The organism is Nocardia transvalensis, assembly GCF_015477765.1.
Lineage (GTDB): Bacteria > Actinomycetota > Actinomycetes > Mycobacteriales > Mycobacteriaceae > Nocardia > Nocardia transvalensis_A.
On sequence record NZ_JADLQQ010000007.1, the window covers coordinates 272,214 to 285,294 of the forward strand.

A 13,081-nucleotide genomic window follows, 5' to 3' on the forward strand; every position below is an offset into this window, starting at 1 on the left:
CTGTTTTATTCGATTCATCGTAGCCGTAGATTTCCAGCCGGAACCTGAAATCGCAGGGGAGACAGAGATGGCGCCGAGAGTCTGGCCGCTCGAACTCGGTCATATCGTGACAGCCACGTTCGGTCCGCGGGGTGAGAATTTCCAGTGGGGAGTGGATTTCGGCTGGCCTGCAGGAGCGGGCGGGCGTCCGGTATTCGCCGTCCAAGGCGGGTATGTCACACAGGCCGGACCGGCGACGGACTTCGGGCGATGGGTGGTGATCTGCCATCCCGACGCCGACGGCGGCGGCACCACCGTCTATGGACATGTAATGCCCGAGGTGTGGGTGGGCCGGCGCGTGGAGGCGGGCGAGCGGATCGCCGTCATCGATTCGGATCAGCGGACCAATGGCGGCGTTGCCCCGCACCTGCATCTGGAATGGCACTACAGCGAGTGGGTTCCACCGGGCCCGGGCCGCCTCGACCCGCTCCCTCACCTCGAGGGCGCGGCTTATCCCGTCGCCGACCCTCGGCCCATCCTGCAACCCGCCGAACCGATCCTGCGAGACCGCGTCCAATTCTCCTTGACCTCGACAATGCTTCAGGTTCGACGATAGGGGGACCTGGAGGAGAGGACACGGATCATCATGACGAATCCGACGATCGGCGTGGCATTGCCGACCATGGAGGACGGCATCGCGCTGGGCCGTAACGGTATTCGAGTGGCCGCCGCGCGGGCCGAAGAGCTCGGGCTCGATGCCGTCGGTGCGGCCGATGTGCTGCTCGGTGACGGTTCTCCGAGCCTGGAGAGCATCGTGGTGCTGGCGACCGCGGCGGCCGTCACCGATCGGATCGCCCTGGATTTCGGTGTCCTGTCGGTACCGACCCGGTCGTTGGCGCTGCTGGCGGCTCAGGTGCAGACGCTGCAGTATCTGTCCGGCGACCGGGTCCGGCTCGGGCTCGGTATCGGCGGTTTCCCGGGCACACCGTTCTGGCAGGCGGTCGAGGCGCCCGAGCGTGGGCGCGGTCGGCTTCTCGACACGGCCCTCGATCTCCTCCCGGCCCTTATCGCGGGCGAGCAGACCAGGGCTCCCGCGCGGCCCGGCCCGGTCGGCCTGCGCCTGGCTCCGGCCGCCGCGGTCCCGCCGCTGATCGTCGGCGGTGGCGACAGCGATGCCGTATTGCGGCGCATCGCCACCCGGGCCGACGGCTGGCTGCCGTCCGCGCTCACACCGGCGCAGGTCGCCGCGGCGGCGGACCGGTTGCGGGACTACGCGGCCGAGGCCGGACGCCCGGCCCCGCGGATCCATCTCGGCGTGCACTGTGTGCTGGGCGACGACCCCGAGGACCACGCCGACCGGGAGGCGATGTCGGCCACGATGGGTGAGTTCTTCCAACTCACACCGGAACAGGTCGACACGGTGACGATCGTCGGCGGCCCGGAGCAGGCGGCGCAGCGATGCGCCGCCTATGCCGAGGCCGGGGTCGACCACATCGGGCTCGGGCTGGACGGGCGAGATCATCTGCGTCAGCTCGACCTGGTGGGCGAGGTCCGTGAACTGATGGGTCGGTAACGCTCGCCGCCCCACCGGCGACGTTCTTGATGGCACACGGCCCGTCGGGGGGCCTGACCGTCCACTCGTCGGTATCGGAATGGGGATCGGGACATGGCTCTTCGCGAGTTCTTCGCGCGGCATCGGATCGCTACGGCGGCCGCCGCGCCCGCGGTGTTGGGCGTGGCGGCAATCGTCGCCGCCACGTTCACGGTGACCTCGTCACCGCGCACCGACGACACGCAGTTGAAGGCATCGGTCACCGAATGCCACGACATGGTGACCATCTCGGTGGCCGGGCGCGGCGACACCCCGAAGGCGGGAACCACGAAGCTGCTGGTCGGGCCGAACGGCGAGGAGCTTCCGGCCGCGATGGCCGGCGATCACAACAGCACGTGGGTCGATCCGGTGGTCAATGCCCCGGACGGTGCCGTGAACCCCGATTCCTATGCGGCCGTCTACATCGCCTACCCGGCCAACATGGCCACCTACGAGGACGCCGTCAACTCCGGTGCCGCGAACACCGAGCGGGTCATGACGGAGATCCGCAAGGCCTGTCCCGACACCAAGTTCGCGATCGTCGGCTACAGCGAGGGCGCCGACGTCGTGCGCCGCGTCGCCATGAAGGTGGGCAACCAGCAGGCCGACAAGGACGGCAAGTACGGCATCGTCGATCCGAACAACGTCGTGGGCGTGGTCATCCTCGCCGACTCCGGTCGCGCGGCGGGCGACGGGCCGTTCCCCGGCGCCAAGGATCCCACCCGCCCGGACAACTTCGACCAGAAGTACCAGAACGGCGTGAAGCCGGTCTCCGGCCAGGGCGCGCTGCCGGGTACCAGCGGCAGCTTCGGCGCGCTGAACGGCAAGGTCGCGTCGTTCTGCTCCGAGGGTGACCTCACCTGCGCTGCGCCGCAGAACATCTCGCTGCTGCAACTGGTGGTCAACGTCGGCCGCCAGATCAATGCCGACAAGCTCGAGAAAGAGGGACTCAACCCCGCGACCGGGCAGGATGTCGCCGCGGTCCTGGGCCGCATCGCGGTGACGGCGTTCGCCGACATCGCCGCCCAGCCGAACTGGATGGCCAGTGACGAGACCTTCCTGCAGGTCCTGCTGCGGGTGTCGGATCCGGCGTACAAGCCGGGCCAGGCGCCGAAGCCGGTGGCCAAGGCCGATGCGATCGAGAAGGACCAGATGTCCCCGCTCGCCTACCTGCCGCAGAAGATCTTCAACGAGATCATCGGCCTCATCGTGACCAATCAGAACACCATCCCGGTCATCATGAGCGACCCGTATCAGCTCACGCTGGGTCCCAACGCGACAGGACACCACTTCGACTACTGGCGCAACGCCGACCCGGCCAACGGCAGGCCCATGACCTCCGCCGAGTATGCGGCCGCGTGGCTGACCCATCTGGCCAAGGAGGCGCAGGCGGGGAAGCAGCCCGATACGAATTACAAGCCGAACTCGGAGGACCTCGCCGCGGCCTACAAGGCGGCGGAGGACAGCAAGGCGGCGCGGACGAGCGAACCGGCCAAGGCGACCACTACTACCAGCGCTGCCCCGACGACGACCGGAAGTAGCACGACGTCCCCGACCTCGACAACGCCGTCGTCGACTACTGCCGCTCCCTCCACGACAGCCTCGACCACGACGGCCCCGACGACCTCGGCACCGACCAGCGCGACGCCGACCACGTCGCCGTCCCGAACCTCCACGGCAACAAGCACTTCGGAGACGACGACGGCACCGGCTCCGTCCTCGACCACGCAGACCACGAATTCGACGACCACCGCTCCGGCCACCACGACACCCGGATCCGAAAAAATCTCGAATTAGCCGCAGGCGCGTGTCGATTCGGGCCGTTGCCCGTTCGACCCAGGGATGAAAGGGTCCGACCCGCACAACCCAGGGAGATGCCCTGCGGAATTCACATCTGCTGCCGAGCGTCTGCGGCGAGCTGCTCACCCGCCTGGGCCGCACCGCCGATGTCCGCACCGAACTCGCACGGGCCGTGCGGTTGTGCGGCAACGAGTCCGAGCGCGCGCTGCTGCAACGCAAACTCGGCGCCCTCGGCTGACTCCGTCGCGGCTACCGCGCCAGCGCGTGCAGGGCCTCGGTGGTGAATTCGTCGAGGGGGTAGAACAATTCGATGGCCAGCTCGGAGAGGGTGACATCGGCGGGGGCGCCGAAGGTGGCCATAGTGCTGAACATCGATAGCTCGCCCATCGGGGTGCGGATGCGGATCGGGACCTCGAACGGGCCCGGCCGGGCGGGTTCGGATCCCGATTCGGGGGCGGGCTCGGGATAGCGGGACACCTCGTCGTAGAGTGCCCGCAGCCGGGCGTCACCGGTGGCGTTGGCTTGTCGAATCAGCCTTTCCAGGAACAGGTTTCGCACCTGCGTCCGGTTCGCCAGCTGCGCCGACAAGCCTTCCGGATGCAGGACGAGCCGGTACACGTTGGGCTGTGGGGTCAGCAGGTGCTCGGGGATGCCGTTCATGAGCACGCCCATGGCGCGGTTGCCGGTCACCAGATTCCAATATCGGTCGACCACCACGGCCGGATAGGGTTCGTGGGCGTCGAGCATCGTGCGCAGCGCCGAGCGCACCGAGCGCAGTTCGGCGTCGTCGAGATCGCTTTCCCGGTACTCGGGCGCATAGCCTCCGGCCAGCAGCAGCGTATTGCGTTCCCGCAGCGGCACATCCAGCGATTCGCACAGCCGCAGCACCATCTCCCGGCTGGGCCGGGAGCGGCCGGTCTCCACATACGACAGATGCCGGGCCGAACTCTGCGCCGCCAGCGCCAGATCCAGCTGACTCAGTCGGCGCCGCTGCCGCCATTCGCGCAGCAGGCTACCCACGGGGGAGGACACGGTCGAGGTCACTCTGCGCAGCTTAGCCACCGCCGTTTCGCGCTCACCATGACCTCGGAGGTTATTGAGACCACGACCCGGCGCTGGCAGCGTCGAGGCCGACCGATCACCGTCGACGACAGGAGACACCGATGAGTACCCTCACCGCCACCGCCCCCGGCCTCACCCTGCGCACGGCCCTGCGCGTGGACGGGTGGAGTACCGGCGCCTTCGGCATCGTCATGCTGGCCTGTGCTCGGCTGCTGCGGGATCCGCTCGGCCTGCCGACGGCCTGGTCGATTCCGTTCGGGGTGGCGATGCTCGGCGGTGCCGCCGCGCTCCTGCTGATCGCGGGGTATCCGGAGATCCCCGACGCCTTGGCGATCACGGTGGTGGCCGCCAACCTGCTGTCCGGACTGGGCATGGCGGTTCTCGCATTTCTCGACGTGATCCCGCTGACCGGCTGGGGTACGGCGTTCCTGCTCGTCGGCGCGGCCGTGGTCGTGCTGTTCGCCGACCTGGAATATCTGGCCTATCGACGCGATCGGTGAGCCTGGCTGCACTGAATGAGGGCGTGCTCGCCATTGGTGCGCCACGCCGTGCCGGTCGCGTCGAGATCGCGGACCTGCGCCTCGGTCAGCCCCACGGCGACGTCGGATTTCAGCGTCCGCAGCGCGGTGAGCGGGGTGGGGAAGTAGTCGACCAGCTCGGTGAAGGCGGTGGTCGGCGGCCAGTGCCGGTCGCCGACCAGGCGCCGATAGTTCAAGTCGCCCTTGGCGATCGTCATCGCGGCCGGTGCGATGTCGTCCGCCAGATCGGTGGGCATATCGTGAAATGTCAAGGGAGCGCAGAAGAATTCGTGCGTGCGCACGGCCAGCTTCTCGGCGCGCAGGGCTGCCCATACCCGCTGCCCGACCCGGCCCGCCTCGCCGTCCGCCGCGCGCAGCACGCGCACGGCGGCCAGCACATCGGTCATGGTCGCGTCGGAGACGTAGTACGGGCGCGGTTTGACGTACACGACGACGCGCGCCGCCGCTCCGCTGTCGAGCAGGTGGTCGGCGAGCACGAGGTCCGGCAGCAATTCACGACCGGCGTTGTCGGCGATCAGGCAGACGAGCGGTTCGGCCCCGCGATCCAGGGCGTCCCACAGTGCGGCGCTGTCGTCGACGAGCAGGCGCGTGGCCCGGGCCCCGGGAGCGGCGGTGAGCTGGAAGCCCAGATCGGCCTGATTGCCCCACAGCGACGACAGCAGCAGCGCCGACCGCTTCTTGTCCTGCGGCGCGTCGGCCAATCCGGTGAGCGCGTCGAGTTCGTCGGCGACCGCATCGCCGGTCAGTTCCGCGGCCTTGGTGGGTCCGAACGGGTCGATGCCCTGCCACACCCCGGGCCGGAAATAGCCGAGCGCCTCCAGCAGTCGACGGTAGAAGTAGCTTTCCGCCCACAGGAACGACGCCTCCCCCCACGGCCGTCCCCACATCTCGCTGCCCCAGACCGACCACCGCGCCGCATCGTCGGCCTCGGTGGCCAGCGGTTCGATCACACCGTCGGTGCTCTCCGCGAGCAGACGGCGCAGCGCGTCCTGTTCCGCGGGGCCGTACGGGTGGGCGGCGAGCACCTGCTCGACGAGCTTCGGATGCCGCTCGTGGAACACGCTGCGAGGGAACGAGCCGGGCACTCCCGCGAGGATCGGCGATGCGACGGTCATATCCCGATCATGGCAAACCGGGTTCAGGCGGCCGACCACCCTCCCGTCGACTCGCGTTGCGCGAGGCGAAGGTCTCGGGGCGACCGGTCCGTGCTCGATGGACGGGACCGCCGCCCGGATCGTCGCAGTAGCGTCGATCGCGCAGATCGTTTGCCGCCGTGATGATCTCGTAGCCGTTTTCACAGGAATTCCACGGTCAACTCCGGTGCGGAGCGCGGCCGAACGCGGTTGACTGGAAGGGTGCTGATCGACGGCACCAGGCAGGCCCACGCGAGGAGGTCAGGCCGTGAACACAGCCCCGACGACCGCCATACCCCGGCGCGAACAGAATCGGTTCGACGGCGTGCAAGCCGGAGCGGTGAGCCGGCGCGGCCTGCGCTCGCTCAATGCCGACGCGGTCGCGACCTACACCGATGCGTCGGTGGGCCGCACCGCCTTCGTCGTGGCCGACGGTGTCGGTGATCATCTGCTGGCGGCCCGCGCGGCTCGCGCCGCGGCCGGAGTTGCCGCGGGTGCCGGTGCACGCGACTGTGCGGTGGCGGGAATCCTTGCCGCCCAGCAGGAATTGCTGCGCGAATTCCCGCAGCCCGCCGCCGACGCCGTACTCGTCGTGGCCGTGCTGCCGGGCGCCGATCAGCCCGATGGTCCGTGCGATATCGCCTGGGTCGGCGACTGTCGCGCCTACCGCTGGAACGGCCGAGTCCTGCATCAGATCACCACCGATCACACCGTCGCCGAATATCTGCATGCCCACGGGCTGCGCCCCACCCCGCGCATGGGCCACCTGGTCACCACCTCGGCCCGCACGGTCAAGCCGGGGGAGGTGGGCCACGCGGTCACCGGTTCGAGCCGCGGGCGGCTGCTGCTGTGCACCGACGGTGTTCACAAACGTCTCGGCATCGCCCCCATCAAGGAGTTCCTCGCCACGACCACCACGCCCGGCGCTACCGCGAAGGCCTTGACCGACGTCGCCCTGCGCACCGGTGGCACCGACAATGCGACCGCATTGATCGTGGACCGCAGTTGAGCGGGTGGCGGTAAGGCTCCGATGACCCGTACGGTGATCCGGCGAAAGCGGCCTTTCGCATCCCCGCACCGTAGGCCTCTTGGCGCCGGAGGTGCGGGTCATCAGATTGTTCAAGGGGTGCGGATGCGATCTGCTCCGAGGGTCGCGGAGGCCAGGATGCGGCGGAGGCGCCACGGGAGTGCGGTGAACAGAGCGGCCATGGCGGCGGCTGTTCCGGGGAGGTCGGTGCGGCCGGACAGGTAAGCCCGTTGATGCTGTGGCGGAAGGGCGAAGAAGGCGTCGAAGAAGGCGGGTAGCTCGTCCGGGGGGAGCGCCAGCAGTGCGCGCAGTCCGGCGCTGCGGAGCAGGTGAACGGCTCGGGCGCGGGCGATGTGGAGCGAGTGTCCCGTTGCGTAGGCATCGGCGGCGGCCAAGGTGGCGGTGACGCTGTAACCGGTGGCCGGGTGCAGCATTCCACCCGCCGCACCGAACCGGGTCGCGCCCGGACGCCCGCCCTCCACCGGGAAGCGCACATGTTCGACCCGTTCATCACCGTCGAGTTCCACACCGCGAGAACGCAGCCGGGCGTGCAGGCGTTCGCGCAGCGTTTTACCGGAGAGTGCGGGGCGACCGGCAAGGCAGGTTTCCTCCAGCAGAAACCGGTTGTCGCCCAGCGGGATCGCATACAGAAACGAGCGAGGTTCCGTCGGGCCGACGCCGTTGTCGGGGCGCCAGTCCATGAACAGCGGCTCGTCCCACCGATCACGAGGCACGACGATGCCATAGGCGGTCTGCTCGGCCCGTGCCGGGGAGCGTGGGATACCGCGGGCATCGATGACGCGGGTCGCGGTGACCAGCTCGCCCGGTGAAAGCCGCACCCACCGAGCGTGTTTCGCTCCGTCCGGTTCCCGGCCGAACGCGACACCGCGATCGGTGATCACCCGTGCCCCGTCGATATCGAGCGAGTCCTGCAGCGCCGCGGTGTCGAAAACCACATAGTCCCGGTCGATCTCGACGCGCCGGGTTCCCCAGGCGGACACCCGCACCGTTGCAGCCAAGGCCTGCGGCGCCACCCAGCTGGGCAGCTCGTCCGCCCACCCGGCGTAGGTGGCGGTCCAGCGGCGCCCCGGATGCGGATCGACGACCGTCACCGACATGCCGTGCGCGAGTGCACGATGGGCGAGCGCACGGCCGGCGGGGCCCAGGCCGCAGACGACGAGGTCGGTGGTCACGCTGGAGATTGGATCAGACCGCGATCCGCGTTTGGCGTGCGGCTCGGCGCGTCGGGTAGTGTCCTGCGCATGCCCGGGGGGAAGACCGCGGAGGGCGCAAGGGTGGCCCCGGGTGCGGAAGGTGGCACTCATGACGTATCCCCCCGGCTCCGGCCCCTATGGCAACGGCCCCCAGGACCCGTGGGGTCAACCCGGCGGCTACCAGCAGCAACCTCCGGGGTACCAACAGCCCCAGCCCTCCGGTTGGGATATGCCCCAACCCATGTGGGATGCCCAGCAGCAGCCGGGCTGGAATCCGCAGCAGCAGGGATACCCCGGCGGCTACCCGCCGCGCCCGCCGAAGAACAACACGGGCCTGATCGTCGGCATCATCTTTGCTGTAATCGCCCTACTGGTCATCGGCGTAGGAGCCGTCGTCGTCCTCACCCGCAACAAGACCGACGACATCAACACCGCCTCCCCGACCACCGAGAACCTGGTCACGGCAACCAGCTCCCCCGGCCGCCCCACGACGGCCCGCCCGACCACGAAACCGACGGCATCGGCCTCCTCCCGATTCAGCTACCAGGAGCACGCCAAGGACTGGGACTTCAAACTCGGTGACGTGCAGATGCACGCCGATTGGGTCGAGGGCCGCGACCACGCCACCTGCTCCGATATCGAGCTCCACGGCAAACTCACCGGCCTCGGCTGTCGATATGCCGCCGAGATGGTGTACCGGTCCGAGGGCGGCGCGCTGATGCTGACCCAGCTCGTGCTGGGAATGTCCGACGAGGGCAAGGCCACCGCCGCGCACGACCAGTTCACCGACGAGGACCTGAAGTTCCGGCCGGGCACCTACATCGACGACTTCGCCATCGGCAAGTGGAGAGAAATCAACCAGAAGGATTTCCTCGTCGTCACCCTCGTAACGACGACCAGCGCGGTCGACGACGAAACCGCCAGCAAGTACTTGAAGTACCTGCACACCGACACCGCTACCGCCCTGCTCTTCCGCTGATCAAAGCCCGCCGGTGGACAGCAGGCCGCCGTCGACTCGGACCACCTCGCCGGTGATCCAGGACGCTCGGTCCGAGACCAGGAAGCTGACCAGGGCCGCGACGTCTTCCGGGGTGCCGAGGCGCTTCATGGGGTATCCGGCGGCTGCAGCGCCCTCGTCGGCGGAGTACAGGGCATCGGCGAAGCGGGTTTTGACTACGCCGGGGGCTACCGCGTTGACACGGATGGTGGGGGCCAGTTGCCAGGCCAGTTCCTCGGTGAGGCGGATGAGGGCGGCCTTGGAGGCGCCGTAGGCGGCGATGACGCCGGTGGATCGGATTCCGGCGACGCTGGCGACGTTGACGATCGCGCCGCCGTGGTCGCGCATCCACGCCCGGTAGGCCTCCTGCGCGTAACCGAGGGCCGCGACGACATTGACATCGAAGATCTTGCGGACCGCATCCAGGTCGGCCTCCATCAGCGCCCCGTAGACCGGGTTGATGCCGGTGTTGTTGATCAGGATGTCCAGCGACCCGAATTCGGCGACCACGGCTCCCACGGCCTCGGCGCGGGCGGCCGCGTCTCCGGAATTCCCTGCCAGGGCAACCACTTTGCCGGGGTGGCCGAGTGCCCGCAGCTCGTCCGCGGTGGCCGACAGCGGCTCGGCCTTGCGCGCGGTGATCAGCACATTCGCACCCTGGGAGAGCAACTCCGCCGCGATCGCCCGGCCGATACCCCGGCTCGCCCCCGAAACCAGCGCTGACTTGCCCTTCAACTCCTCACTCATGCGACCGCACGTTACAGCAATCACACTGCGTGAGCCGGTGCGGCGAGGAGGTCGTTCGCGAAGGTAAAATCGGTGGTTCTTGTGTGCTTCGGCATTGCACACTCGGACGGACCAGCAACCACCACCAAGCCCGAGGAGACTTTTGTGATCACCGCGACCGACCTGGAGGTCCGGGCCGGAATCCGCACCCTGCTGACCGCGCCCGGTTCGGCGCTGCGGGTGCAGGCCGGCGACCGGATCGGGCTGGTCGGACGCAACGGTGCCGGGAAGACCACCACCCTGCGCATCCTTGCCGGGGAGGGCGAGCCGTACGCCGGGAAGGTCACCCGCTCCGGTGAGATCGGTTATCTCCCACAGGATCCGCGCGAGGGCAATCTCGACGTGCTCGCGCGTGACCGGGTGCTGTCGGCCCGCGGCCTGGACACCCTGATCCGGGATATGGAAAAGCAGCAGGCGCTGATGGCCGAGGTCGCCGACGACGCCGAACGCGAGAAGGCGGTGCGCAAGTACGGCCGCCTCGAGGAGCGGTTCTCGGCGCTGGGCGGTTACGTCGCCGAGAGCGAGGCCGCCCGCATCTGCCACAGCCTGGGCCTGCCCGACCGGGTGCTCGGCCAGTCGCTGCGCACCCTGTCCGGCGGCCAGCGCCGCCGCATCGAGCTGGCCCGCATCCTGTTCTCGGCCTCCGACGGCAGCGGCGGCAAATCCGACACCACGCTGCTGCTCGACGAGCCGACCAACCATCTCGACGCCGACTCCATCACCTGGCTGCGCGGCTTCCTGCAGAGCCACGACGGCGGCCTGATCGTGATCAGCCACGACGTGGAGCTGCTCGAGGCCGTGGTGAACAAGGTGTGGTTCCTCGACGCGGTGCGCGGCGAGGCCGACCTCTACAACATGGGCTGGAAGAAATACCTCGACGCCCGCGCCACCGACGAGCAGCGCCGCCGCCGCGAACGCGCCAACGCCGAGAAGAAGGCGTCGGCGCTCAAGGCCCAGGCCGCCAAGCTCGGCGCGAAGGCCACCAAAGCCGTTGCCGCCCAGAACATGGTCAAGCGCGCCGAACGGATGCTGGCCGAGGTCGACGAGGTGCGGGTGGCCGACAAGGTCGCGCGCATCAAATTCCCCGAGCCCGCCGCCTGCGGGAAGACGCCGCTGATGGCGGAGAACCTCACCAAGATGTACGGCTCGCTGGAGATCTTCACCGGCGTCGACCTGGCCATCGACCGCGGCAGCCGGGTCGTGGTGCTGGGCCTCAACGGCGCCGGTAAGACCACGCTGCTGCGGCTGCTGGCCGGGGCCGAGCAGCCGAGTGCCGGGCAGCTGGTTCCGGGGCACGGCCTGAAGATCGGCTATTTCGCCCAGGAACACGACACCCTCGACGACACCGCGACGGTGTGGGAGAACATCCGCCACGCGGCACCCGACGCGGGCGAACAGGATCTGCGCGGCCTCCTGGGTGCGTTCATGTTCTCCGGACCGCAGCTCGAACAGCCCGCGGGCACCCTGTCCGGCGGTGAGAAGACCCGTCTGGCGCTGGCCGGGCTGGTGTCCTCGGCGGCCAATGTGCTGCTGCTCGACGAGCCGACCAACAACCTGGATCCGGTCTCGCGCGAACAGGTCCTCGACGCACTGCGCAGCTACGCCGGTGCGGTGGTGCTGGTGACCCACGATCCCGGTGCCGCCGAGGCGTTGAATCCCGAGCGGGTCATCATGTTGCCCGACGGCACCGAGGATCACTGGTCGCAGGATTACCTCGAGCTCATTCAGCTGGCCTGAGAGGCTCAGCCGACCGCGGTGTCGTCCTCGGCTTCGGCGGCGTGGCGGGCCTTCGAGGTCGTACCGGACGGTTTGGGCGCGAACACCGAAGCCAGTGAGCCACCGGCCTTTCCGAGGGAGCTGCTGCCGGTGCCGAGCGCGGCGCTGCCGCTGCCCAGCGCCTTGGCCAGCGCGCCCAGCGGCCCGGCGACCGCACTGCCGCTGCCGCTGCCGGTGCCGAGAAGGTCCCCGACCGGCGCGACGGCGGCGCTGCCGGTGCCGAGCGCCGCACTGCCCGACCCCAGCGCCTGCGCCAGCGAGCCGCCCGCCGCACTGCCGGTGTTGAGGATCTGGGCGAAGCTCGCCAGCAGCTCGCCCAGATCAGGGGCGGCCGGAGCGGCCGAGGGGGTGTCCTTCTTCTTCTCGCCCTTCTTCTCGGCGTCCGGCTTCTTCGCGTGCTTACCGTGGCCGCCCGCATTTCCGCTCAGGCGGTCGGTGTGCTGGGTCTCGGTCCGATCGGCCACCGTCTCGGCCGGGCGTTCGGCGTGCTGCTGCGGCTCCTCCTCGTAGGTGAGCGGGATCCCGTGGCGGCCCGCGTGCTGGTCGGAGGCGTCCGATGCGGCGGGCGATTCCCCGTTCTCCACGAGGGTTTCCATCTGCGCCGGGGTGGTGGCGGGGCGTGTGGTGATCCCCGGGGTGATCGGGGCCGCGGAACGCCACGGGGTCTCCAGGTCGGTCCAGCTCGTGGTGGTGTGGATCGCCCGATTCTCGTGGGAGGGACCGTGTTCGGTGGTCACCGCGGCGGTCACCAGTGCGGTCGCCGAGAGCATGGCCAACCGCACCGCACCGAGGGAATGTTGTTTCGCGCTGTGCTTACCCATCAGATGTCTGCCTTCGTCGACGTTATGGATCCGTGATTTGCGTCGAATCGTAAAGGTGACAAACCGAACTCGATACCAGAGTTAGGCGAGCTTAAGGCGGATTAATTCCAGCTGGAACTTGCATGGCACTGTGCACGGTTACCGCGTCCGCATGTTGTGCTCGTTCCCAAGGGAGGTTTGGCGCTCGGAGAAGTCGAGGTTTAACCGGGGTGTGACTGGTTGGTCCTGGCTGGAACCTGTTGTGGCCGAGCCGGGTTCCGCATCGCGTGAAGGTGTGCCTTCACATCCCTTCAGCCCGAGGGGGTTCGATATTGCGAGCCGGAACCGAATTGAATACCGTTCCGGCGCAGCGTTGT

The 13,081-nt window shown here is 68.8% G+C and carries 12 protein-coding genes and 1 pseudogene; 8 read left to right on the forward strand and 5 right to left on the reverse strand.

All coding sequences use genetic code 11. The features are described 5' to 3' along the window. Window positions 1-106: 106 nt before the first annotated feature. The 4 genes and pseudogenes from IU452_RS22060 to IU452_RS38315 form a co-directional block, all read left to right on the forward strand. Window positions 107-595: a M23 family metallopeptidase gene (locus IU452_RS22060; RefSeq protein WP_324192747.1), complete on the forward strand. Its 489-nt coding sequence runs from the start codon at window positions 107-109 to the stop codon at window positions 593-595. A gap of 30 nt (window positions 596-625) precedes the next feature. Further along, the gene (locus IU452_RS22065; protein ID WP_195111023.1) at window positions 626-1,552 is read left to right on the forward strand and encodes an LLM class flavin-dependent oxidoreductase; all 927 of its coding nucleotides are present in this window, start codon (window positions 626-628) and stop codon (window positions 1,550-1,552) included. Window positions 1,553-1,645: 93 nt separating this feature from the next. Continuing rightward, a complete protein-coding gene (locus IU452_RS22070) occupies window positions 1,646-3,367 on the forward strand; it encodes a cutinase family protein (RefSeq protein ID WP_195111024.1) in 1,722 nt (573 codons plus the stop codon). Between the two features lie 79 nt (window positions 3,368-3,446). After that, window positions 3,447-3,608 (forward strand): annotated as a pseudogene (locus tag IU452_RS38315) (RNA polymerase subunit sigma-24); the annotation flags it as partial. Window positions 3,609-3,619: 11 nt separating this feature from the next. On the opposite strand, the gene IU452_RS22075 reads toward IU452_RS38315, so the two are convergent. Further along, window positions 3,620-4,414 (reverse strand): helix-turn-helix transcriptional regulator, encoded by a 795-nt coding sequence (locus IU452_RS22075; RefSeq protein ID WP_324192748.1) that lies wholly within the window; start codon window positions 4,412-4,414, stop codon window positions 3,620-3,622. A 119-nt stretch (window positions 4,415-4,533) separates the two neighbouring features. On the opposite strand from IU452_RS22075, the gene IU452_RS22080 reads away from it, so the two are divergent. Further along, window positions 4,534-4,932 (forward strand): hypothetical protein, encoded by a 399-nt coding sequence (locus IU452_RS22080; protein WP_195111025.1) that lies wholly within the window; start codon window positions 4,534-4,536, stop codon window positions 4,930-4,932. Here the strand turns inward: IU452_RS22080 and IU452_RS22085 are convergent. After that, the gene (locus tag IU452_RS22085; RefSeq protein ID WP_195111026.1) at window positions 4,914-6,086 is read right to left on the reverse strand and encodes a damage-control phosphatase ARMT1 family protein; all 1,173 of its coding nucleotides are present in this window, start codon (window positions 6,084-6,086) and stop codon (window positions 4,914-4,916) included. The genes IU452_RS22080 and IU452_RS22085 overlap by 19 nt on opposite strands. Before the next feature lie 286 nt (window positions 6,087-6,372). Between IU452_RS22085 and IU452_RS22090 the strand changes: the two genes are divergently transcribed. Then, complete coding sequence (locus IU452_RS22090; RefSeq protein WP_228818517.1) at window positions 6,373-7,113, forward strand: PP2C family protein-serine/threonine phosphatase; 741 nt, start codon at window positions 6,373-6,375, stop codon at window positions 7,111-7,113. Window positions 7,114-7,223: 110 nt separating this feature from the next. Here IU452_RS22090 and IU452_RS22095 read toward each other — a convergent pair whose 3' ends face one another. Further along, window positions 7,224-8,324 (reverse strand): lycopene cyclase family protein, encoded by a 1,101-nt coding sequence (locus IU452_RS22095; protein ID WP_324192749.1) that lies wholly within the window; start codon window positions 8,322-8,324, stop codon window positions 7,224-7,226. A 130-nt stretch (window positions 8,325-8,454) separates the two neighbouring features. Between IU452_RS22095 and IU452_RS22100 the strand changes: the two genes are divergently transcribed. Continuing rightward, on the forward strand, window positions 8,455-9,324 hold the full coding sequence (locus tag IU452_RS22100; RefSeq protein WP_195111028.1) for a hypothetical protein: 870 nt from the start codon (window positions 8,455-8,457) through the stop codon (window positions 9,322-9,324). Here the strand turns inward: IU452_RS22100 and IU452_RS22105 are convergent, their stop codons facing one another. Next, window positions 9,325-10,089 (reverse strand): SDR family oxidoreductase, encoded by a 765-nt coding sequence (locus tag IU452_RS22105; protein ID WP_195111029.1) that lies wholly within the window; start codon window positions 10,087-10,089, stop codon window positions 9,325-9,327. 144 nt (window positions 10,090-10,233) lie between these two features. On the opposite strand from IU452_RS22105, the gene IU452_RS22110 reads away from it, so the two are divergent. Beyond that, entirely contained in the window at window positions 10,234-11,865 is a 1,632-nt protein-coding gene (locus tag IU452_RS22110) for an ABC-F family ATP-binding cassette domain-containing protein (protein ID WP_195111030.1), read from the forward strand. A 5-nt stretch (window positions 11,866-11,870) separates the two neighbouring features. Here IU452_RS22110 and IU452_RS22115 read toward each other — a convergent pair whose 3' ends face one another. Beyond that, window positions 11,871-12,725 (reverse strand): hypothetical protein, encoded by an 855-nt coding sequence (locus IU452_RS22115; protein ID WP_195111031.1) that lies wholly within the window; start codon window positions 12,723-12,725, stop codon window positions 11,871-11,873. Window positions 12,726-13,081 lie beyond the last annotated feature (356 nt).

Coding starts and splice junctions, on each gene's coding strand:
- IU452_RS22065 (WP_195111023.1), top strand. CDS start 626: ATGACGAATCCGACGATCGGCGTGGCATTGCCGACCATGGAGGACGGC.
- IU452_RS22070 (WP_195111024.1), top strand. CDS start 1,646: ATGGCTCTTCGCGAGTTCTTCGCGCGGCATCGGATCGCTACGGCGGCC.
- IU452_RS22080 (WP_195111025.1), top strand. CDS start 4,534: ATGAGTACCCTCACCGCCACCGCCCCCGGCCTCACCCTGCGCACGGCC.
- IU452_RS22085 (WP_195111026.1), bottom strand. CDS start 6,086: ATGACCGTCGCATCGCCGATCCTCGCGGGAGTGCCCGGCTCGTTCCCT.
- IU452_RS22100 (WP_195111028.1), top strand. CDS start 8,455: ATGACGTATCCCCCCGGCTCCGGCCCCTATGGCAACGGCCCCCAGGAC.
- IU452_RS22105 (WP_195111029.1), bottom strand. CDS start 10,089: ATGAGTGAGGAGTTGAAGGGCAAGTCAGCGCTGGTTTCGGGGGCGAGC.
- IU452_RS22115 (WP_195111031.1), bottom strand. CDS start 12,725: ATGGGTAAGCACAGCGCGAAACAACATTCCCTCGGTGCGGTGCGGTTG.